Here is a 22,163-nt window from a genome sequence, read left to right as displayed (position 1 = left end):
CCTCTTGTTGCGCCGCCACACCCCACAAGGAACAGGAATAGCAGCAGAACCACCGAGCGTGACATGCGGAGACTCCTGGCTCCTGGCCATGACCCTCCCTACCGCATGCGCCCCTCGAGCCACGTCTTCGTGAAGATGTTGGCGTCCAGGGGCGCGAGCTGCACGTCCTCGTAGCGCACGATGATCTGCGTGCCCTCCTCCTCCTCCAGCTCGAGCACCTCGCGGTAGTGGAGGACGGACTCACCCGAGACCGGATCCTTCAGCCGCTGGTAGCCCCGGACGACGTCGGTGCGCAGCGTCCGTCCGGACGGCGCATACCCCACGCGCTTCACGATGTTGTTGTCCCCGTCCAGCCACAGCCGCAGCAGCGGGAAGCTGACCTCGGCGCCCTCCTTGGCCGTCAGCAGCAGCTTGCGGAAGACGGTGCCGCGGACGGTCTCCTCCCCATCCGCCTTGGCGTCATAGTCCTCGGAGAGCCGTGGCCGGTCGAAGTCACCCTCGCACGCGATGGTGCCCACGATGTTGGCGCGCCGCGTGGTCCGCACCCACTGGCCCGTGGAGGCGCTGTACTCCCACAGGTTGCCGCCGATGCGCAGGTACCCGCCGCCCGCCATGTTGCGCGGCTGGGTGATGAGCATGAGGAAGTTCTGCGTCGAATCGCGGCGGTAGACGTTCATCTCGATGGCCCGCTCGGTACCGTCCTTGCGGATCTCCCGGATGCGCACCACGCCCTTGTAGTCACTCGCCAGGGACATCTTCTTGTCGATGAGCCGCAACAGCTCGTTCGGAGCCGCCGCCGCCACCGCGGGGCCAGGAGCCGCGGGCGCGGGCACGGGAGCGGACGCGGGCGGGGACGCCGGTTTGACGTCCGCGGCCTCCGCCAGGGCCGGCAACAGCAAGGAGAGCGCGAGGGCACGGGCGGACACCAGGGCACGCGGATTCTTCACAGGGACTCCATGGCGGAACGGGGTGGGAGGGAAGCGGCACGGGCCGCGGGGAGGATGGAGGCCAGGCCCGCGGCCACGGTGACGAGCACCACGGCGGACACGGACTGGGACAGGTGGGGCTCCAGCGGCAGGGTGCCGCTGAAGAGGAAGCCGGCGAGCGCCTCCGGCAGGGAGACCGCCCCCTGGAGAAGGGTGCACACGGCCGCGGCCAGCGCGGCCCCGAGGCTGGAGGCCACCAGGCCCAGCAGCAGGCCCTCCAGCACGAACATGCCCACCACGGCCGGGCGCTGCATGCCCATGGCGCGCAGCGTGCCAATCTCCCGCGTCCGCTCCCGGACGGCCACGTTGAGCGAGACGAAGAGCCCCACCAGGACGAGCCCGAAGACGAGCATCCCCACCAGCAGCGTCAGGGCGGACAGCCCGTCGTTGATGAAGGAGAGGAAGGAGGACTCGTCCTCCCAGGTGGAGACGTCCAGGCGCTGGCCCGCCCAGCCCTCGCGCAGCAGGGGGGCCATCTTGTCGCCGTAGGCGTCGTGCGAGGCCGGCAGCACCTCGAAGCCCCCCTGGCGCAGCGCCTCGCGCAGGCGGCTGGCCAGCCCATCCACGTCCGTCGTCTCGCCGCACATGAGCTGGAACACCCCCGCGGCTTGCGGCCGGTATCCGCCCAGCTCCCGCAGGGTGGCATTGGAGACGAGGATGCCGGCGGACTCGCCCAGCAGACCGGCCCGCTCGGTGAGGGCGACCACCTCCACGTCCAGCGCGTTGCGCTTGCCCCCCGCCGTCTGGGCGAAGAGCGTGGTCACATCCCCCCGCCCGACGCGGAGCCGCTCGGCGAGCTGCGTGGAGAGCGCCACCGTGCGGGGCTTCTCCAGCGACTGGAGCGAGCCCTCCTTCAACTTGAAGTGGTGCAGCGTCTGCTGCTCGCGCGCCACGTCCAGGCCCATCATGTAGGAGCCCGCCCGGTAGCGTCCCGCCCCCGCGGTGGCCTGGCCCCGTCCCCGCTCGCGCAGGCTGCACTCCGCCGGCAGCAGGGGCTCGACCACGGCGCGCACCCGCGGGGCCTCGCCGATGACGGGGGCGATGGAGTCGGGGTGCACCTTGAAGTAGCCACCGATGTTGAGGTCCCCGCTGAGGAACGTCGTCACCACCTCGCGCTGGGTGGCGGCCACGCCCGTCTTCAGGGCCATCACCCCCACGAGCAGCGCGCTGGCGCCGGAGATGACACAGAAGAGCAACAACCCCCGCTCGCGGTGGAGCAGGAGGTTGCGAAGAGCGATCCGGAGCACGGCCAACATCAGTCCTCCCTCTGCCGCATGGCCACGATGGGAGTGACCGAGCTGCCACGCCACGCCGGCACCAGCGAGGCCCCCATCACCACCGCCATGCACCCCAACCCGACGGCGAGCGCGTGCCACGCCTCGAGCCGCAGGTACAGCACCGGGCCACCCAGGAAGAACTGGAGGGACTCGTCACGCACGGGCAACCCCTGGCCCGCGGCGCCCACCAGCACGGCGGCCCCCAGCGCGATGCCGAGCACGCTCCCCACGGCCCCCAGCAACAGCCCCTCCCACAGCAGCCCCACGAACACCTGGCTGCGCTGCATGCCCACCGCGCGCAGGGTGCCCACCTCGCCCACCCGCTCGCGCGCCAGCAGCAGCAGCGTCCCCGCCGAGACCAGCAGCACGAAGAGCCCCACCAGCAGCGCGAGCGCGAACAGCAGCAGCCGGCTCATCCCCACCAGGCCGCTGACGAAGCCGCCCACCTCCTCCCAGCCCGCCAGCTCCAGCGGCAGCTTCCGCTCTCCGGCGAGCTGGCGGATGCGCCCGGCGACGTCCTCGGAGGACACCCCGGGCTTCAGCACGAGCGCGGCATGCAGCACTCCGTCCTTCTGCTCCGCGTCGGTGAAACGCGTGGAGGGCCCCGCCGCGTCCCGCGCGAAGAGGGGCTCCGCGCCACCCGGCGCCACCGACTCCACGTCCACCACCGTGGGCAGACCGAACTCGGTGGCCGACACCTCCTGCGCGCCGGACATGCCGAGCGAGTCCAGCAGCCGCCGGGCCTCCTCCTCCTGGGAGCGCGTCATCCGGTCCGCCAGCAGGCGCGCGGTGACGAGATCCACCAGGCTGGTGCTGTTGGCCCGGCTGTTGTCCCCGCCGAGCCCGCGGAAGCGGAACGTCCCCCACACCCGCACCGGAACGCCGGAGCCCACCTCCAGGGCGCCTCGCAGCACCAGCGTGTCCCCCGGCCGCACGTGGTACAGCGGCAGGTGGGGCGCCAGCTCGGCGTAGAAGCTCGCGTAACGCGCATCGAAGTTCCCATCGTCGAGAGAGAGGAACTCCTTCAGCAGGGCATCCAGCTCGCCCTCGTGCCCCAGCAGGCGCACGAGCACGGCCCGCAGCGCGGAGGCCCGCTCCACGTCCAGCCGGGACAGCAGATCTCCCAGCTCCGACTGGTTGCGCGCCACCAGCGTCCGGGTCCACTCGTCGCCCGCGAAGGTGCTCCCCCGCTCGCGCTCGCGCTTCAGCTCGTCGAGCCGGGCGGCGATGGGCAGCTTGAAGTACTGCTCGTACGCCCCGTGCCCCAGCAGCAGCCCGCGGGTGCCCGGGGGCGGCAGCTCGCCGGTGACGAGCTCGAAGCGCGAGAAGGCCTTGGCGAACAGCGGCACGTCCGTGCCCAGGTAGTCGACGCCGATGGAGGCGCCCTCCCCCGCCTGCCGGGCCACCCGGTTCTCCAGGAACTCGAGCACCGGCAGGGGCTCCTCGGCGAAGCGCGCCCAGAAGCGCTCCGAGGCCGCCTCCTCCAGCGCGAGCACGTCCTCCTGGGCGGCGGCGTCGTTCGCGAACGCCTCGTCCCGCCGGCGGGCATCCCGGGCCACCCGCTCCAGCGTGTGCCGCAAGTCCTCCGCGAGCCGCGTCAGCCGGGCCCGGCGCTCCTCCGAGGCGGGCTCCCGGGCCACGGCGCGCACCGCGGCGAAACGCTCATCCAGGTAGTTGCCGCGGAACACCGTGGCCCCGCCCGCCTCCAGCGGCACCACGTCGCCCACGCCCTCCACCGAGCGCAGCTGCGCCTCGAGCGCGGCGTAGTCCGGCAGCGGGACGAGCTCTGGAGAGCCTCCGGGCCCCGGCAGCAGTTGCGGCACCCCGCCCGAGGCGGAGTTGTACACCTGCAGGTGGCCGGCACCGCTCTCGATGAGGCTCTTGCGCGTCCCCTCGGCGATGCTGCCCACGAGCGTCAGCCCCAGGGTGAGCAGGGCCGCCATTCCAGCCGCCAGCAGCCCGACGCTCCAGCTCCGGGGGCGCGCCAGGATGTTTCGCAGCGCGAACGACCACATCATTGCCGGTGACTCCTGAAGCTGAAGGCGCGCCCATGCAGGGCGGAGCCGGGGGGGGGAGACCGCGAGCCTATCAGGAGGCATGCAACGCGTGCAGCAGCAGGGCCACCTGCTCATCCGACAGGTGGGACACGTCCAGCTGCTCCGGGTCCACGGACTGGCGGAGGAAGGCCGCCAGCGCGGAAACGGAGGGGTGGGCGAACACCGCCGCCTCGCGCAGCCGCAGCCCGGTGCGCTCGTTGACGCGCGCCATCACCCGGGTGGCCTGCAGGGAGCTGCCGCCGAGGGAGAAGAAGTCCGAGCCCCCCCCCACCGCGTCCACGCCGAGCACCTCGCGGAAGGCGTCCGCCACCACCTGTTCGAGAGGCCCCAGGGGCGAGTCCGCCGCCCCGCCGAAGGCCTGTGCGGCGAGTGACGGGCGATCCACCGTGCCGTCCGGGGACCTGGGGAGGGAGGACACCGGGTGGAGCACGGCGGTGCCGCGCGGGCCGTCCGCCAGGGGCTGTCCGCCGGCCCGGGGGGTGATGAAGACGTGGGCCTGCTCCAGGGGCACTCCGGCGCCGAGACCCGCCAGGCGCCAGGGCATGGCCGAGCCCTCCACGCCCGCCAGCACCTGGGGGGAGTCCGACTCCACCGCGAGCAGCAGGGCGGCCAACGCCTGGGAGGGCTCGAGCATGCGATAGCCCGGAGGCGAGGCCTTCAACTCCCTGGCCAGGCCCGTGCCCCGGATGGAGCTGAGCGACACCGCCACCGCGGACTGGCCCCCGGCCGCGAGCACCTGGGCGAAACGGTCGATGAACCCCGAGGCGGCGCAGTAGCTCGCATGCAGTCCGGCCCCGAGCGTCCCCATCAACGAAGAGGCGAGGACGAGCGGAGCCCCCGGCCGCTCGCGGAAGGCCTCGGCGAGGGACACGGCGCCCAGCACGTGCGCCGCCGCGTCCCGCACGAGCGCCTCGGCCGTCTGGGACTCCAGGGGACGGGACTCGAGGGTACCGGCGAAGTGGAAGGCGCCATCGAGGGAGCGGCCGTGACGGAGCTCCGCCTGACGCAGCACCTGCTGGAAACGCTCCGTGTCGGTGATGTCCACCGGGACGTACTCCGCCGTGCCGAGCTCCCGCTCGAGCGCCTCGGCGGCGGCATCCCGCTCCCGGCGGCCCACCAGCAACAGGCGGGCACCCAGGCTTCGCCGCAGGTAGCGGGCCCAGGCCTGCCCCACTCCGCCGAGCGCGCCCGTCACCACATAGAACCCCTCCCGCCGCAAGCGCCGGGGCGTCTGGAGGGGCGAGGGCACCCAGGGCGTGAAGGCCCGCTCCCAGCGCCGGCCGTCGTGCCAGGACACTTCACGCGCGGCCCGTGGCGCCGCGAGCTCCCCGGCCACGCACCGGGCGGCGTCGTCCGGCTCGGGCGGCACCCAGAGCACCCGCGCCTCCAGGCCAGACACCTCGGCCATGGCCGACCAGAGCAGCCCCGGCACCAGGAGGTGAGCGGAAGCGGCGGAGAGGGCCTCTGGCGGCGAGGGCAGCACGGCCCACAAGCGCGGGGGCGCGGCGGCCGCGGGCCGGGCCAGCGCCTGGACCAGCCGCAGCAGCGGCGCGATGGCCTCTTCCAGGGTGCTCCGCTCCAGGCGCCGCGCATGGGAGGACGGGCCCACCGCGTACACCACGTCCCCGGGAGGCTGGCCCTGGGCCGCGAGAGACTCGAGGGCCCGCGTCAGGGCCTCACCGGAGTCCGGCTCCACGTGGAGCACCTGCCTGCCACCGGCGAGCGCGCGCAAGGCCGTGGCGAAGCCGGCGCCGGAGATCACCAGGAGGGAGCCGGACGTGGCCACCGTCGTCGCGGGGTGCCGGACACGAGGCACCCAGCGGGGGACGGCCAGGCACGGGGGCAGGGCCGAGGGTCCGCCGAGGTGGCGCTCCGCCTCGCGCCGCTCCGCGGCCAGCTCTCCCGCCTCGAAGCGGCGCCGGACCTCCGTGCGCCCGCGCTTGCCCAGCTCCGTCTTGGGGAGCTGATGACGGGCGAGCGGCACCAGGTGCGTGACCTGGAGCCCGAGCGTGCGGCCCACGTGCTCGCGGATGGAGCGCAGCAGCTCTCCGAGCGGGGGGGCGTCCGGCGAGGCCACGAAACCCACGAGGAGCTCGTCCGTCTGAGCCCCGCCCACCCGCGTGGGGCACGCCACGGAGAAGGACGGCAGCACGCCCGGCACCTGCTCCACCACCGCCTCGATGTCCTGGGGGTAGACGTTGTTGCCGTTGATGATGAGGACTTCCTTCTGCCGCCCGGTGAGGGCCAGCTGGCCGTCGTGGACGATGGCGAGGTCCCCCGTGCGCAGCCACCCATCCGGGGTGAAGGATTGGGCGTTGATGGCCGCGTCATCCAGGTACCCGGTGATGATGGTGGCGCCACGCACCTGGAGGTGGCCCACGGTGCCCTCGGGCACCACCGCGTCCTGCTCATCGACGATGCGGAGCATCGAGCCGGCGGGAGACGGACCGAGCAGGACGCAGCCCTCGCCCTCGGGGGTGCGCACCCCGCGCGTCAGGGTGTGGTACGAGGACGTCTCGGCCATGCCCCACCCGGGACAGACCGCGTCCTCGCGCAACCCGTCCCGCGCGAGCAACGAGGTGAAGCGCCGCACGGTGTCGGCGATGATGGGCTCGCCGCCACAGGCCAGCACCCGGACGCGAGAGAGATTCCAGGCGCGGCGCTCGCCCCGGGCGAGCCGGTCCACGACGAGGCCGTAGGCGAAGTTGGGCGCCCAGCTCATGGTGCCACCGAACTCGGAGAGCAGGTCCATCCACCGCAGCACGTCGCCGAGCACATGGTCGCGCGCGACGAGGACATGCGAGGTGGCCATGCGCAGACTGGTGAGGTGGGGGTAGGCCAGCCCGGCGACGTGGTCGAGCGGCATCCAGCTCACGCCCACGTCCTCCTCGGTGTACCAGCCGCCGGCGCGCATGGCGTCGCACATGGCGAGCAGGTGGTCCTGGGTGAGGAGCACGCCCTTGGGGCGCCCGGTGCTCCCCGAGGTGAAGGAGAGCACGGCGGGAGAGGCCGGCGTGTGCACCACCGGCTCGCCCGCGGTGCTCCGGTCCAGCGAGGAGAACGCGACGGCGCGCAGGCCCAGGGACTCCAGCGCGGGGACGGCCCGGCCCCCCGTGAGGACGAGCGGCCCGCCCAGCCGCTCCGACACGGAGAGGATGCGCGCGACACCGGCATGCGAGCGCTCGAAGGAGGAGGGCCAGGCCATGGGCACGGGCACCATGCCCCCGAGGGTGCAGCCCCAGAAGGCGCGCACGAAGTCCCCGGGCCGCTCCAGAACGAACATCACCCGCTCGCCCGGCTTCACGCCCAGCGCCCGCAGCCCGCCCAGGACGAGGAGAGCCTCCTGCCAGAGCTCGGCGAAGCGCAGCGTCTCGCGCCCGCCCTCCACGTCGATGAAGGTGACGGTGCGGCCGGGATGGTGCTGGGACACGTGCCGCAACAGCTCGCCGAGGGTGTCCGGAGCGCCCGGCGGGGAAGCGCGGGGTACCCCCACGAGGAGGGATGGCCGCGGCGTCTCCGCGCCGGCCGGGCGGGAGGAGGTGTGCGCCACGGGCGCCGCGCTGGCCGTCCCGCTGGCCGTCCCAGCTCCAGGGCGGAGGGACTCGGGAAACAGCTCGTCGAAGGGCTCGAAGCGCTCGCTCCTCCGCACGGGGCCGGCCAACGCCACCGCTTCGTGACCGGCCGCCTGGAGCCGGGCCTCCAGTTCCTGGAGCCGGAGCGAGGTGGCCGGAGCCAGACGCGACAGGGCCTCCCTGTCGGGCTCACCCGACTCGAGCACGGGAAGGGAGTCGATGAGCGCGACGCATGGGGAGTCGTCACCCAGCCGCTCCCGGAGGAAGGCCTCCAGCACGTCCGCCCGCGTCACGCGCCGCGGCACCACCCAGGCCACGGCCTCCTTGCCCACGCCCGTCACACAGGCCTCCTGAACGCGGGAGTCCGTCAGGAGGAGCTGCTCGACATCGCCGGCCGGCATCGTTCGTGGCGCCATGTGGCGGACATGGTAGCGCACGCCCCGAGAGGGGGGGCAACCGGGATGGGATTGCACGAAGCCGAGCGAAGAGGCGAAGCTGGCATCCCCCCGAACGAGGTTCCGATGACGGCTCCGCCGAGCGCCACGCCCCCTTCCCTGGCGCAAGCCCTGCACTTCTGGGCGCGCAATGCCTCGAATGAATCGGCGCTGCTGCGCACCTCACTGAGCGTGGGTCTCCTCGACGCACTCCCAGAGGAGGGCTCGGGCCCGCCGATGACGGTCCAGGCACTCGCGGAGAAGGTGGGTGCCTCGGTGCGCGGCGTGCGCTCGCTCGTCGAGCTGCTCGTGTGCCTGGGGCTGGTGCACATGGACGATGCGCGAGGCCTCGCGCTCACCCGGCCGGTGGCGGCTTTCCTGCGGGACACGGCGTTCCGCGAGCGGCTCCAGGAAGCAGCGGGCTGGTGGGGGCCCATGAGCCGGTTGGAGGAAGCGGTGAAAACGGGAGCACGCCTCTCACACGGCGGCTGTTGGGACGTGCTCGGTCTATACGGGCGGCTCTTCCTGGAGAAGGTGCCCTCCCCCTCACCCGAGGCGGAGGATTTCTTCGACCGCTTCGCGCGCGGGGCGGCCCGCACCTGGCTGCTCGTCACGGCGGGCCGGATGGGGCTGCTCGAGCAGCTCGCCGCGGGTCCCCGGGACGAGGCGGCGCTGCGGGAGGCCACGGGCGCGAGTGAGCGGGGCCTGCGCATGATGCTGGAGTTGCTGGGGCATCTGGGCATCACCCGGACCGAGGGCACCACGAGCACCTTCACGGAGGAGGCCCGGCAGGTGCTCGACGGCAAGGCGCTGCCGTACCTGCTGCGCTCCTTCTCCGTGTCGGCGCAGTACTGGGAGGCGCTGGAGCGGCTCGAGGAGACGGTGCGGCACGAGCGCTTCATCCTGGATCTGAAGGATCCCGAGGTGAGCCGGCGCTTCTACGCGGACAACTCGAATCAGATTACGGCGGTGTTCGCGTCGCACTTCCAGCTCAGCCGGCGCGCGGCGGCGACGCTCGCCCAGGTGAAGCCGCTGGCGGGAGCGCGGGTGTTGGACATCGGCACGGGCTCGGGGGTGTGGGGGGTGGCCTTCGCGCGGACGGAGCCCACGGCGCACGTCACCTACTTCGATCAGGAGGTGGTGCTGCAGCAGGCGCGGCGCAACGTGGAGCAGCTCAAGGCGCTGGGGCAGGCGGGCTTCTGGCCGGGCAACCTCTTCACCCAGGACTTCGGCGAGGCCGCGTACGACTTCATCATCCTGCCGCAGGTGCTCAACGTGCTGCGGCCCGAGTCCCTGCCGGACATGTTCCGCCGGGTGGCGCGCGCGCTGAAGCCGGACGGCATCCTGGTCATCGCCGAGTACGTGCTGAACGAGCGGCGGGACGGCCCGCTGGACCATCTTTATTTCGGACTGAGGCGCTTCCTCACCAACGAGGGGGACCTGCTGTCCCACTCGGAGTACGCCGCGCTGCTGGCGGACGTGGGCCTCACCTCGTCGGTGTGCCTGCCGTTGCCGACACAGGAGCTCGTCCTCGCGGCCCGGCCCGGGGTGACGCTGCCCACGCAACTCGCGCCGCCTCCGCGCTCCGCCGCCTGAGCGGCTGTTCGTGCCGCGGAACATGAGCAGGCGCGTCAGGACCCTGGCGCGCGGATGGGTGGCGCTGCTGCTGGGCACCGTCCTGCTCACCACGGGGTGCGTCACGCTGGCGCCACACCCGGGCGGCTCGTGCCAGGTGGGCCGCATGGGGATGGCCCCTCCCACCTGCGGAGACCGGGCCGAGCCCCCGGACTGGCCCGGCTTCTCCTCCGGCGATGAAGAGGCGCTCCTCGCCCCCTTCCTCGCGTGCCGCTCGCCCGCCGGGTTCGTCGCGTTGCAGCAGCGCGTGGACATGCCCCGGCTGGTGGAGGCCCTGGACGACTGGAGCGCGGTACGGCTGGGTGCACTGGGGCCGATACGCGAAGACGCCGCGCACCTCGTCCAGCGCAAACGCGCCGCCTTCCTCGTCAGCACCACCGAGCACCATGGCCTCTTCCACGCCGAGGTGTTCGCCCTCTACGTGCTGCACTCCGCCTACGACAACGAAGTGGACGAGGTGCTGCGGCTGCTGGCCCGTGACAAGCAGTTGGGGCAGACGCTGGCGCTCATGCCCTCGGTGCGCGAGGAGTTGGAGGCACGGGGCCTGCCGCTCTCGCGCTACCTGGAACGGGCCGAGCAGTCCGGAGACGTGCTGCGAGGCCTCGGCCGCGCGGCCAGGGACGTGCTCTCCAGCAGCCCGGCGAGCGACGGCGCCCGGTACACGGAATTGTCCGCGCGGAGGGCACAGTTGCCGCCTCCGTACCAGCAGGCTTCGCACGAGGTGGAGCGGGCGCTGGCACTGCGGCACTTCTCCGCGGGCAGTGTGGCGGTGGGCACCTTCGACGCAATGACGTTTGGCGTACCGCTGGGCTTCTACTACCTGGCGGCCGGCACGGGCCATGGGGCGTATTCGCTCTCGCAGGGGCAATACGAACAGGCCACGCGCGAGCTGGCGCCCGCGGTGCTGCTGGGGGCGCTGTACGCCGGAGGCAAGGGCCTGCGCGTCTTGTCCGAAGCCCGAGGATCCGTGCTCCTGGAACGGCGCATGACGGCCCTCCAGGACATGGTGCGGCAGTGGGAGACGAGACTGGACGTGGACGGCCTGCGGGAGCTGGCCCGGAACATCCGCGCCCACCGTGAGGCGGGCCGATTCGTGGCCGAGGGAGGAGCGGACGCCGCGCTGGCGCTGAACGAGACCCGGGGCGATGTGACCCGGGCGCAGGCGCTGATGTCCAAGGCCAGGCCCGGGGCCACGGGCTCCCCAGCGGTGAAGACCGGGGCGGGCACGAGCCAGATGCAGACGGGCCCGGGAAGCCTGGCCTCGCTGGTGGATGACGGGGCGGGTCTCACCCGGGAGGTGGTGGAGGCAAAACTGGCGCTGGTGGAGCGCGAGGCCTCGGGCCCGCGTCTACCCAGGGATGTAGCGGTGCTGGAGAAGCAACGTCCCTCCGTGGACGCGCCTCCACCTGGAGCCAAGGACAACCCGCGTTGGTCCGAGTACGTCGCCTACTACGAGGAGCGCCTGGGGGAGCTCGAGAAGGGCATGGCGGTCGAAGGACCCCTGCGCTGGGCGCCTTACGAGTTGCTGCGGGGGTGGTTCGCCCGGGGTCTGGCCTTCGAGCGCCTCATGGTGGAGGCACTACGGGCCGACGCGAAACTGCCTCGGGCACAGCGCCACTTCCTCGGGGCCTTCAACAACCCCCGCATCGAAAAATATGTGGGCGTGAGGAAGCCCGACACCGGCCTGCGCTATGCGGATGTACTCATCATCGAAGAGGGTAGGCTCGCCGGAGGGCCACCTCGCGTCGAGACATTCAGTTTCAAGAGCCGCGATCTGTCGCAACTGGAGATCAAGGCGCTGCAAACACAGTTGCTCGAGGACGCAAGGGAAGCACTGCGCAAATATGGTGGGACGCTGGACATCCGCCGAGACTCCCTCCACCCGCTCCTACCGCAAGGCAGTGAGATACCCGTCCAGCGGGTCCATCTCGTCTACGAAGGCGGCGTCCTCTTGCCCACGGATGTTGGTACGTTGCGAAGAGCCGTAGACAAGACCAAGGGAAAGGTTCCAGCAGTGGAGGTGCTGTTCCAATGAAGGTGCTGAAACTTCACGATCTTCGTCCGGAGGACAGCCTTCGGCTCGACTTCGAAGGCGCCTTCGACCCTCAGACGACACTGAAAGAAGCGCTGGAGCCATTTCTCCAGGCACTCGAGGCATATGCCGATGGGTGGATGCCAGACATTGTCGAAGGCAAGCGGCGCCGCAAGTACTCCCGCCCTTCTTTCTGGAAGGCGCAGGAAGAAGAACGCGACGAGGACAGCACATCCCTTGGGCTCTACCGGACGAAGTGGCCCGCGTTGGACATGTCGCTCTGGCTCTGGCATCCACCGAGACAGCCCCAACTGGACGTCGCGATCAAAGTACAGCCGCTCTCCTTGTTCGCGGACGCGAAGCGCTGCCTCGATTTCGTGGAGATGGTGCGAGCCTGGGCCTCCCGCTACCCCGTCACGCATGCCGCGGCCCACAGCCTCGCTGACTTGGGGTTGGCCGGCTCTCCCCTCTTCGGCCGCGACATGCAGACCTCCATCCGGGACGGGTTCGACCAGCTCTACGAGGTCTTCTGGCTCAACGTCTTCGGCCCGAAGCTGGTGGAGGCCGTGGGCCGCGAGCGCATGCTGTCCACGCCGGCCTGGCGGGTGGAGGAGCTCCCCAACGGCTGCGTCCTGCTGGTGACGTGGCCCACCGCCGCGGACTTCGCCAGCGACGAGGCCCGCCTCGCCCAGGCCCGTGCGTACTGCCACCTCCGTCCGGACCTCGACTTCGCCACCGTGCTGCGCACCCTGCGCGAGCGCAGTGCCGCACTCATCCCCGTGGAGCCTCGCTTCCACCCGGACGTGGCCCCGTTCCTCTCGCGCGTGGTGGACGACGTGGCCATCCACGAGCGCCAGCGCAAGATCGCCGAGCTCAACGCCTTCCAGCCACCCGAGCCCGAGGAGTGGCGCCCCGCCGACGCCGCCCTGCCCTCGGACGTCGCGGACCCCCGGCACGCTCTCGAGCACTACAGCTACCTCGCCGAGCTCCTCGTGGCCCTGATGCACACCAAGGTGCCCTCCGTCTTCAAGGCCACGCCCGAGTCCCTCACGGACGTGGACTACCAGTTCTGGCACGAGAGCTTCCCCCGGGTCTTCGAGCGGGAGCACATCGACACACATGCGGTACCCGCGATCGGCGCGTACCTGGGTGAAATCCTGATCCGCCACCTGGGTGGCCGGTGGATACCGCGCCAGAGGCTCGAGGAGGCCCAGGTGCTGGTGGGCGGGCGCGTCTGGCTCCCCTTTGTCCGGGCCCATAACTACATGCGCTCCTGCCAGTCCCTGCTGGACGCCTCGCTCACCCAGCTCTACCGCGTGGCCGAGCGGCACCGGGGTTGACGGCCCTCCCCCCACACCACCCCCCTTCCCCTTCACCCTTTGTACGGGTGCTCGCTTGCCGGCCGGACGACGCTCGGTTTAAACTGGGATTACAATTTTTCCGTCCCTCCGGAAGGTCTCATGGTCCCTGCGACACTGATCAGCCCCCCTCGCACGAGCGATGTTCCAAGGCCGCCCGTGAGTGAGCGCGCCGGCTCGGTGGCGATGCGGCTGAAGACGAAGTTCGCCCGGGAAGTGGCGCCGATGAACAACCACTCCCACTCGACGGCCGAGGGGATCGGGCACATGGCGTTCCACATCGGGCTCGGGGTGGGTGTGGCGTTCGCGGCGCACGCGCTCCTGGAGTCCAGTCCCGTGGTGGGCTGGCTGCTCTACCCGCTGGTGGCCTTCTGGATCGCCACCCGGTTCCGCGCGCTCGGCAACATGCTGCACGAGGCCAGTCACGGCATGTACGTGCGTGGCAAGAAGATGAACCGCGTCTTCGGGCACGTGCTGGCCATCATCGACATGACGGCGCTGGAGCCGTACACGCGCGAGCACTTCACGCACCACCAGCACCTGGGCCACCCGGAGAAGGATCTGGACTTCCTGAGCCGCCGCAAGCTCGGGTTCGCCGAGCCCACGGACAACTTCGCGCGGCGCCACCTGCTGAGGCCGCTGCTGCTCCGCCACCTGCCCACCTTCGTGCGCCCGGTGCTGTGGAGCGGCACGGATCCGTGGCTGGTGACGCTGGGCCGGTGGGCCTTCTTCGGCGGGCTGCTCGCGCTGGCTCAGTGGGGCGTGGGCTGGAAGGCCTTCCTGCTCTTCTACCTGGTGCCCTACTTCGTGGCCTACCAGGTGGTCCGCTACTGGTCGGACGCGGTGGACCACGCCGGCATCATCGGCGAGCAGGATGAGTTCTACCGCACGCGCAATCACATCTTCCGGTGGGGCCTGCTCAACCGGATCATCTTCCCGCGCAATGACCAGTTCCACCTGGTGCACCACCTCTTCCCGGCGGTGCCCACCACGCGGCAGCCCCACGTGCACCAGATCCTCATGAAGGATCCGGAGTACGCGGACCGCCCGCACGCCTTCACCGCGCTGCTGTGACAGCGCTCAGCCGCGGGTGACGCGCTCGAGCGTCTCCAGGGCCTCCGGGAAGAGCTCCGGCGCGACGCCCAGCCCCAGGCGGAAGCCATGGCCCCGCTCCAGCGGGTGGGAGCCCGAGGGCTCGCCGTACTCCATGGCACTGAGCGGCAGGACGAACACCCCGGCCGCCCCGAGCGCCTGGAGCTTCGCCTCGAACTCCCGGGTGCTGGCCACGCCGCGCACGCCAATGCTGGTGACGAGACCTCCGGCCGGCGCCACGCCGTAGACGCCCTGGGAGCGCTCCAGGAAGGCGGCGAGAGTGCGCCGGTTGCGCCGCCAGTCCTCGCGCGCCTCGGAGAGGGCGGGGCTGCGGAGCTCCTTGAGCACCTCGTGGGAGATCCACTCGGCCACCGGGTTCACGGTGTGCGTGGTGTAGTTCTTCTCGTTCTGCATGCGCGCCAGCATGGCCGTGTCGCCCACGCACCAGCCGATGCGCAGGCCCGGACAGCCCAGACACTTGATGAAGGAGCCGGTGACGAAGGAGCGAGTGCCCGGGCGGTACACCGTGGCGCCCAGGGTCTCGGTCTCGGAGGAGAGGAAGCGGTAGTGCTCGTCACCGATGAGCGTGGCGCCGGACTTCTCCACCCACCGGGAGACGCGCTCCAACGATTCCGGGGAGAGCACCAGCCCGCTGGGGTTGTGCGGGTTGTTGATGACGACGACGTCGGGGCGCTCGCTCTCGAGCCGGGCGAGCCACTCGCCGGTGTCGACGGAGGGCACGCCGCGCGAGTCCCAGCGCACGGGGAGCCGGACGATCTCCGCGCCCTGCTGCATGGGCAGCTCGTAGAGGAGCTGGAAGGCGGGCCAGGCGAGGGCCACCTTGCGGGGGCGGAGCTGCCGGAAGAGGAGGAACAGGGCCTCGCTGGTGCCGGTGGTGATGAGGACGTTGTCGCGCGTGGCACCGGGGTGCATGGCGGCCACGAGCTCCCTCAAGTCGGCGCGGCCCCAGTTGGGGCTGTCGCGCAGCAGGGTGGAGAGGAACGTGTCCATGGCCTGCTGGGGGCTGACCCCGGAGCCGGTGAGCAACTCCCCCACGGTGCGGGGCCTGCCACCGGACTCGCCGAGGTTGTAGCGCGCGGTGAAGCGCGAGCCCTCGAGGTAGTCCTCCATGAAGAACGAGCGAAGCAGCTCCATGTCTGTCCTCAGGGGGCGGGCCAGGGGACGTCCCCGCGCGAGGCGACGACGACCTGCTGGATGGGCATCTCGAAGCCACGGGAGGAGGTGAGACCCACGGGCTCGAGCAGCCGGCGGAAGTCGGGCATGGACAGCACGTCGCCCTCGTTGGACACGTAGCGGCGCAGCGCGAAGTAGAGCGCGTCCAGGGGCCCATCGCGCCGGTCCGTCAGCAGGTAGCCGGAGACGAGGAGCAACCCCTGGGGACGCAGCGCGCGGGCGAGCTGCCCGAAGAGGCGCGGCAGCTCCTCGGGAGGCAGCGCGGGGATGACCTGGGGCAGGAGGATGACGTCGTACTGGGACTCGCCGTAGTCCACGGAGAGGCAGTCCCCTGCCCAGTAGCGCGCGCGCCCCTCCAGCTTGAGCTTCGCGATGTTGGGCTTCACCTGCTCCAGCACGTGCTCGGAGTCCAGGTAGGTGACGTGCACGGAGGGGTCCGCCAGTCCGAAGGCGGCGCCCCAGACGCCCGAGCCGGTGCCCACGTCGAGCACCCGCGCGTCCTTCAGCGGGCGCATGCTCGTGACGAGCTCCGCGGCCTTGCGGCCCAGCTTGAGGTGGGAGACGAAGATGCCGGTGATGCGCGAGGCGTTCTGCTGGTAGATGCGCTTCGCCGTCGCCGGGTCGCGCAGGTCCAGGCGGAACCTGCGCTGGGTGACGGCCTCGTCCAGGTGGGCGAAGGCCTCCCAGTAGTCCATGGTGGCCGGCAGCGCGCGCTGGAAGTACGGCAGGCTGGTGGCGTCCAGGGAGCGGCCGGCCAGCTCGGAGAAGCCGAAGGCGTCCCCCTCCTGCCGGACGAGCCCCATGGACGCGAGCACCCCGAGCAGCACCCGCAGGGCCTCGGGCTGGGTGCCGGTGGCCTCCGCCAGCTCGGAATGCAGCCGGGGGCCGGACACCATCGCTTCCAGCAGACCCACCGTGCCGCTCGTCACGAGCGCCTGGGTACGCAGGAAATTACGGACGGCCCGGTCCTCGTAGTCCGCGGCGGTGGGGCTCGGCGCGGGAGCACGGGGCGCGAGGAACTCCTGGCGGTACCACCCGAGCAGGTCTCGCGAGCCGCCCCGCCACTCCACCGGAGCGCCCGTGCGAAGGGCCTCGGGCAGCTTCGCGGACACGAGCCACCCGTCCAGCGCCTCTCGCATCCGGGTGGCGAACGCCTCCTGACGCAGGAAGTCACTGGACGCGGGGAGCGAGTAACCCCGTCCCTCCTCCAGCCGGACGAAGCCGAGCCCGACCAGCGGCTCGATGACGGAGCGCGTGCCCCGCACGGTGCCGCCGATGCGCTGGGCGAGCGCCTCCAGGGAGATGGGCGCGGAGGCGCCCTCGTCCGGGAGGTGCGCGAACATCCCGAGCGCGAAGGCGCCCAGGAGCGCCGCGGACTCGTTGCTCGCGTCACGGGCCCAGAAGTTGAGTTGTTGGACGAACGCGGTCTGGGAGAGCGCGGGGGTGGACTCGGCCACGGTGGGTGCCTCGGGTCGCCTGGGGGGGGGAACTCAAGTATGGAACAACGGGGCGCGGCTTTGCATCTGGGCCCCTGGCTACGCTGGCACGTAGCAGAGCAGGACATTCCCGTTGCCGAAGAGCCGCGTCTGGGTGGGCTTCAGGTTCAGCTTCTCCTGGATGCCCTCGAACATCGTCCTGCCCTTGCCCAGAACGATGGGATTCACCACGAGCTGGTACTCGTCGATCAATCCCGCCTGGGCCAGCTGCGCGACGATGCTGCCACTTCCCATGAGGGTCATGTCCTGTCCTGGCGCCTGCTTCATCTTGCGGACCTCCGCCACCAGGTCGCCCTTCACCAGCGTCGTATTGCTCCACGACGCCTTGTCCAGGGTTCTGGAGAACACCACCTTGGACATCTTGTTCATCCGTTCGGCCACGAAGGGCTCCATCTGGGCCGCCATGGGCGTCGGCCAGAAGCTGGCCATGAGCTCGTAGGTCTTCCTGCCGAACAACAGCTCGCCTTCTCCACTGGCATTCCCGGAGACAAAGGCATTCCACTCCGCGTCCTGGTCATTCCTGTGGGCCCAGCTCATGTCGCCGTTCGCGTCCACGAAGTACCCGTCCAGCGACACGTTGTTGAAAACGCTCAGTCTTCGCATGTCCCATCTCCTTGGCGGGTATTCGATTCGTGTCAGCTTCGGGCCAGACGCTTCCACGCCGCGGCGAGCGCCTCGGCGGCGGCCACCACGTCCTCGTGCGTCGTCGTCCGGCCCAGGGACAGGCGCACCGAGCCGAGTGCCACCGAGGGCTCCACGCCCATGGCCGTGATGATGGAGGAGGCGGACTCCTCGCCCGCGTGGCACGCCGAGCCCGTGGACGCGGCCACTTCGGGAGCCGCCGCCAGCAGGGTGGAGCCGCTCACCCTGGGGAAACGCACGTTGAGCGTATTGGGCAGCCGCTCCACCGGATGACCGTTGAGCGCCAGTCCCGGGACGCGTGTCCGCAGCCGCTCCCACAAGTCATCGCGCAATCCCCTCACCCGCGCCGCCTCCGTCTCCACCGTGCGGAGCGCCACCTCGCAGGCCACCCCGAGCCCCACGATGGAGGCGACGTTCTCCGTGCCCGGACGCAGCCCGCGCTCGTGCCCCGCGCCGAGCAGCACCGGACGTATTGGCGTGCCCTTGCGCACGTACAGCGCCCCCACGCCCTTGGGCGCGCCGAACTTGTGGCCCACCACCGTGAGCAGGTCCACGCCGAGCCCCTCGACGGACACGGGCAGCTTGCCCACGGACTGGGCCGCGTCGGTGTGCACCAGAATGCCCCGTGCCCGGGCCTCGCGCGCCACCTCGGCGATGGGCTGCAACACGCCCGTCTCGTTGTTGGCGTGCATGAGCGTGACGAGCGCCGTGTCACTCCGCAGCGCGGCCACCGCATCGGAGACGCGGACGCGGCCCTCGCCATCCACCGGGAGCCACGTCACGTGCCCGCCCTGCTTCTCCCATTGGCGGCACGGCTCGACGGTGGCCGGGTGCTCGGTCACGCACGTCACCACGTGCCGCTTCTCCGGCAGCGCCGCCAGCACGCCGCGGATGGCGAGGTTGTTGGCCTCGGTGCCATGCGCGACGAAGAAGATCTCCTCCGCCACCGCGCCGAGCAGCGCCGCCACCCGGGCCCGTGCCTGATCGACGGCCGCCTTGGCCCGGCGCCCGTACACGTGTGCGCTCGACGGGTTGCCGAAGTGCTCGCGCAGGTACGGCACCATCGCGTCCACCACCTCGGGCAGCAGCGGCGCGGTGGCGTTGTGGTCCAGGTAGATGGGATGTTCGTGCATGGTCAGCTCACCGCGCCCTGAGCGAGCACCGAGCCGACCGGAACTCCACCGTCAGGCCCCCTACCCGCCCGCGCCCCCATCCGATTCCGGCTTTCAAGAAGACCCGATGAATTTCTTACCCGTTAATAAGAAACACCCGTGTAACCGGTAAGTCAAGGCCCAGGGTCCTCTGCTATTCCAGGGCACTCCCATGACGCGCGCGCTCACCATCGTCCCCCGCTGGGCCGGCCACTCCGGCTCGGACTTCTACCCCTGGCTCATCCGCGAGCGGCCGCCGGGCTTCGACACCGTGCGCGCGCTGGACATGCCGGAGCCGAAGCAGCCCACGATTCGCACGTGGGTGCCCGCGCTCACCGCCGCGCTGGGAACGGCGCCCGCGCCCGGGACGGTGCTGATGGGGCACAGCGTCGGATGCCAGGCGGTGGTGCGCTACCTGGCGGAGTTGCCTCCCGGGAGCAAGGTGGACGGCGTGCTGCTGGTGGCGGCGTGGTGGAGCGTGGACAAGCCATGGGACAGCCTGCTGCCATGGATGGAGACGCCGGTGGATGTCGCGCGGGTGCGCGCCGCCTCGCGCCGCTTCGTCGTGCTGCTGTCCGACAACGATCCATTCACCTCGGACTTCCGCGAGAACGGGGGGCTCTGGAAGGAGCGGCTCGGCGCCGAGGTGGTGCTCGTACCGGGAGCGCGCCACTTCAACGGCGAGCGGGAGCCGGCGGTGCTCGACGCACTGCGTCTGCATTTCGGGGAGACGCTCAATCCCTGACGGACCGTCAGGAGTGCGCCCGGTGGGACGTCCGGTGTCAGACGCCCTGCCGCCATGCAGGCATGGTTCGGATCCCGCTTGGTTGACCGGCCACACGCAGGGTCAAAGGATTGAACCGTGATGAGCACGCATGAGCCGAGGATCGTGGTCACGTCGACCGACATGGAGCGGCTGCGGACCCTCATCGACACGACCGCCGGCGACAAGGCGGACGCGCTCGATGCGGAGCTGCTGCGCGCGGAGGTGGTCGAGCCGACGCAGGTGCCGCCGGACGTCGTCACGATGAACAGCCGGGTGGTGTACCGGGACGAGGACACGGGGGAGGCGCGCGAGGTAACGCTCTCCTACCCGCAGGACGCGTCGCTGGAGCAGGGGCGGGTGTCCGTGCTGGCGCCCGTGGGAGCGGCGCTGCTCGGGCTGTCGGTGGGGCAGGAGATCGACTGGGAGCTGCCGGGCGGGAAGCTCAAGCGCCTGCGCATCGTCTCGGTCACCTACCAGCCGCAGGCGGCGGGCCACCACCACTGAGCCCAACCTCCCTGAGCCAACCTCCCCTCTCCCCCCGGGAGAGGAGCCCCCCGTCGTTCAAAGGGGGGGCAAGCCCCCCGGGGTGAGGGTTCCAGGACCCCGGGTTGAATCCCGGAAGGAAGCCCCGAGCATCAGCCCGGGGACCTCTGTTACAAGCGCCCACTTCCTGGAGGCGCGCATCGGATGACGGGGACCGTCGCGGTGAACGGCGAAGTACGCCGGCTGGAGGAGCTGCGGCTCCAGGACTTCCTCCAGTCCTTCTTCTTCGGCGCGGGCTTCTTCGAGACGCTCCTTGTCGAGGAAGGCGCTCCGATGTTCCTCGCGCGGCACCTGGCGCGGCTGAGCGAGAGCCTGGGAGCGCATGCGGGCTGCGTGCAACCGCCTCCGCCGGAGGTACTCACCCCCGAGGCCGTCCGCGAAGCGCTGCGCCGGTGCCTGGAGGTGGATGCCGGCCTGGGGCCGCGCTTCACCGGCGTGGCCAAGCTGGTGGCGGGAGATGGGCGGCTGCTGCTGTCCTTCTCGCCCCCGCCGCAACGAGCCGAGGGGGTGGTGCTCGACACGGTGGAGGACCGCTGCTACCGCCGGGGTGACCCCACCCTGAATCACAAGAGCGTCTCGTACCTGCGGCAGTACGCGCACCTCGGGCGGGGCACCGTCTTCGTGAACGAGGCGGGAGAGCTGTGCGAGGTCCCGAATGGGAACCTGTTCTTCCTCGTGGGCGAGGCCGTGGTGACGCCTCCGCTGGAGGCTCCGTGCCTCCCCGGCGTCATCCGCTCCGTGTTGCTCGAGGCGGGGCGGCTCGGGGAAAGGCCCGTCGTGGAGCGCACCGTGCACCGGACGCAGGTGGAGGACGTGCGTGGCTGCGTCCTCACCAACTCCGTGGGCCTCGCCCTCGCCGTCCCGCGGTTGCTCGGGAGGGAGCTGTCTGGGAGCCACGCGCTGGCCGGACAGGCCCGCGCCATCGTGCGGGAGTACGCGCGACGGGACGTGTGACGACCCTCACCCTGGCCCTCTCCCCGAGGGAGAGGGGAGGTCTCGAAAGCCGAGGCCCTGCTGTACCTCGGCCTCCGTGAGCAGGCGGCAGGTGCCCTCCGGTATGTCCAGGAGCAGCGTGCCCACCGCCTCACGGTGCAGCGTCCGCACCGGGTGCCCCACCGCCGCCAGCATCCGCTTCACCTGGTGATGCCGTCCCTCGGTGAGCACCAGTTCCACCCGCCCCGGTGCCAGCAATCGGGCGCCCGCTGGCCTGGCCGGTCCATCGTCGAGCATCACGCCCTCTCGCAGCCGCTGGAGGGCCGCTTCCGACGGCCGTCCCTCCACGTCCGCCACGTAGCGCTTGGGCACGTGCGTCTCCGGAGAGGTCGCGTGTGCCACCAGCCGCTCCTCGTTGGTGAAGAGCAGCAAGCCGGTGGTGTCCCGGTCCAACCGCCCCACCGCGTACCACTCATGGCCTCGCAGCTCCGGCGGCAGCACCGGGCGCAACCGCTCGAAGACGGTGCCGATGCCCTCGGGATCGCTCCCGTGCACCACCACGCCCGCGGGCTTGTGGAACATCAGCGCCAGCGTCCGCGCCTCCAGCGGGCGGAGCGTCCCATCCACTCGCACCGCGCTGCCCGCGTGCACCGGTGAGAAGGGCTCGCGCTCCACGCGCCCGTCCACCTCCACCCGTCCCTCCCGGATGGCCTGCTCCGCCTCGGCCCGAGGCATCACCCCGGCCCGCCCCAACGCTCGCGCCAGCCAGTCCGCCCGGCTCCCTTCCGGCACCGGCTCCTGGCGCCGGCGCGCGGCCTCCAGCCACCGGGGCGTCTTCGGCTTCCTCGCCATCCGTGAATCCCCTCCTGCGCTGACTTCCCATTCCTATTCCCGGCGCTCCGGGCACCGCACTTCACCGCCTGCTTCGCGAGCGTTCCCCGCTTCGGTCCTGGCGCCTGCTCGACCATGCCTAGCTTGAAGCATGTGCGGGGCAT

General features: G+C 71.2%; 16 protein-coding genes. 7 read left to right on the top strand and 9 right to left on the bottom strand.

Going from position 1 to position 22,163, the window contains the following annotated elements:
- Positions 1-98: 98 nt before the first annotated feature.
- From BO221_RS42140 to BO221_RS42125, 4 genes are all read right to left on the bottom strand, one after another.
- The gene (locus BO221_RS42140) at positions 99-947 is read right to left on the bottom strand and encodes an outer membrane lipoprotein-sorting protein (protein WP_233166502.1); all 849 of its coding nucleotides are present in this window, start codon (positions 945-947) and stop codon (positions 99-101) included.
- Positions 944-2,242, bottom strand: a complete 1,299-nt coding sequence (locus tag BO221_RS42135) for an ABC transporter permease (protein ID WP_073566558.1) — start codon at positions 2,240-2,242, stop codon at positions 944-946. Before BO221_RS42135 ends, BO221_RS42140 begins: the two co-directional genes overlap by 4 nt.
- Positions 2,242-4,281 carry an FtsX-like permease family protein gene (locus BO221_RS42130; RefSeq protein WP_073566557.1) on the bottom strand — a complete coding sequence of 680 codons (2,040 nt, stop codon included), beginning with the start codon at positions 4,279-4,281 and terminating at the stop codon, positions 2,242-2,244. Before BO221_RS42130 ends, BO221_RS42135 begins: the two co-directional genes overlap by 1 nt.
- 70 nt (positions 4,282-4,351) lie before the next feature.
- A complete protein-coding gene (locus BO221_RS42125; RefSeq protein ID WP_233166501.1) occupies positions 4,352-8,308 on the bottom strand; it encodes an SDR family NAD(P)-dependent oxidoreductase in 3,957 nt (1,318 codons plus the stop codon).
- Positions 8,309-8,413: 105 nt separating this feature from the next.
- Between BO221_RS42125 and BO221_RS42120 the strand changes: the two genes are divergently transcribed.
- The 4 genes from BO221_RS42120 (at position 8,414) to BO221_RS42105 (ending at position 14,425) form a co-directional block, all read left to right on the top strand.
- On the top strand, positions 8,414-9,922 hold the full coding sequence (locus BO221_RS42120; RefSeq protein ID WP_073566555.1) for a class I SAM-dependent methyltransferase: 1,509 nt from the start codon (positions 8,414-8,416) through the stop codon (positions 9,920-9,922).
- 22 nt (positions 9,923-9,944) lie between these two features.
- Complete coding sequence (locus BO221_RS42115; RefSeq protein ID WP_073566554.1) at positions 9,945-11,996, top strand: hypothetical protein; 2,052 nt, start codon at positions 9,945-9,947, stop codon at positions 11,994-11,996.
- On the top strand, positions 11,993-13,333 hold the full coding sequence (locus BO221_RS42110; RefSeq protein WP_073566553.1) for a hypothetical protein: 1,341 nt from the start codon (positions 11,993-11,995) through the stop codon (positions 13,331-13,333). Before BO221_RS42115 ends, BO221_RS42110 begins: the two co-directional genes overlap by 4 nt.
- A gap of 177 nt (positions 13,334-13,510) precedes the next feature.
- Positions 13,511-14,425 (top strand): fatty acid desaturase, encoded by a 915-nt coding sequence (locus BO221_RS42105; RefSeq protein ID WP_073566552.1) that lies wholly within the window; start codon positions 13,511-13,513, stop codon positions 14,423-14,425.
- Positions 14,426-14,431: 6 nt separating this feature from the next.
- Here BO221_RS42105 and BO221_RS42100 read toward each other — a convergent pair whose 3' ends face one another.
- From BO221_RS42100 to BO221_RS42085, 4 genes are all read right to left on the bottom strand, one after another.
- Positions 14,432-15,598: a pyridoxal phosphate-dependent aminotransferase gene (locus tag BO221_RS42100; protein ID WP_073566551.1), complete on the bottom strand. Its 1,167-nt coding sequence runs from the start codon at positions 15,596-15,598 to the stop codon at positions 14,432-14,434.
- Between the two features lie 8 nt (positions 15,599-15,606).
- The gene (locus BO221_RS42095) at positions 15,607-17,094 is read right to left on the bottom strand and encodes a class I SAM-dependent methyltransferase (protein ID WP_073566550.1); all 1,488 of its coding nucleotides are present in this window, start codon (positions 17,092-17,094) and stop codon (positions 15,607-15,609) included.
- A gap of 78 nt (positions 17,095-17,172) precedes the next feature.
- A complete protein-coding gene (locus tag BO221_RS42090; protein WP_073566549.1) occupies positions 17,173-17,736 on the bottom strand; it encodes a dihydrofolate reductase family protein in 564 nt (187 codons plus the stop codon).
- Positions 17,737-17,768: 32 nt separating this feature from the next.
- Positions 17,769-18,908 carry a cysteine desulfurase family protein gene (locus BO221_RS42085; protein WP_073566548.1) on the bottom strand — a complete coding sequence of 380 codons (1,140 nt, stop codon included), beginning with the start codon at positions 18,906-18,908 and terminating at the stop codon, positions 17,769-17,771.
- A gap of 190 nt (positions 18,909-19,098) precedes the next feature.
- Here BO221_RS42085 and BO221_RS42080 point away from each other — a divergent pair, with 190 nt between their 5' ends.
- From BO221_RS42080 to BO221_RS42070, 3 genes are all read left to right on the top strand, one after another.
- A complete protein-coding gene (locus tag BO221_RS42080; protein ID WP_073566547.1) occupies positions 19,099-19,671 on the top strand; it encodes an alpha/beta hydrolase in 573 nt (190 codons plus the stop codon).
- Between the two features lie 120 nt (positions 19,672-19,791).
- Complete coding sequence (gene rnk, locus BO221_RS42075) at positions 19,792-20,196, top strand: nucleoside diphosphate kinase regulator (protein ID WP_073566546.1); 405 nt, start codon at positions 19,792-19,794, stop codon at positions 20,194-20,196.
- A 183-nt stretch (positions 20,197-20,379) separates the two neighbouring features.
- Complete coding sequence (locus BO221_RS42070) at positions 20,380-21,189, top strand: aminotransferase class IV (protein WP_073566545.1); 810 nt, start codon at positions 20,380-20,382, stop codon at positions 21,187-21,189.
- 6 nt (positions 21,190-21,195) lie between these two features.
- On the opposite strand, the gene BO221_RS42065 is transcribed toward BO221_RS42070, so the two are convergent.
- Complete coding sequence (locus tag BO221_RS42065) at positions 21,196-22,020, bottom strand: pseudouridine synthase (RefSeq protein ID WP_073566544.1); 825 nt, start codon at positions 22,018-22,020, stop codon at positions 21,196-21,198.
- Between the last annotated feature and the right edge of the window lie 143 nt (positions 22,021-22,163).

The sequence above is a fragment of the Archangium sp. Cb G35 genome (genome assembly GCF_001896145.1).
GTDB classification, from domain to species: domain Bacteria; phylum Myxococcota; class Myxococcia; order Myxococcales; family Myxococcaceae; genus Archangium; species Archangium violaceum.
The sequence above is the reverse complement of the archived record's forward strand: the minus strand, read 5'-3'. Positions and strand labels throughout refer to the sequence as shown.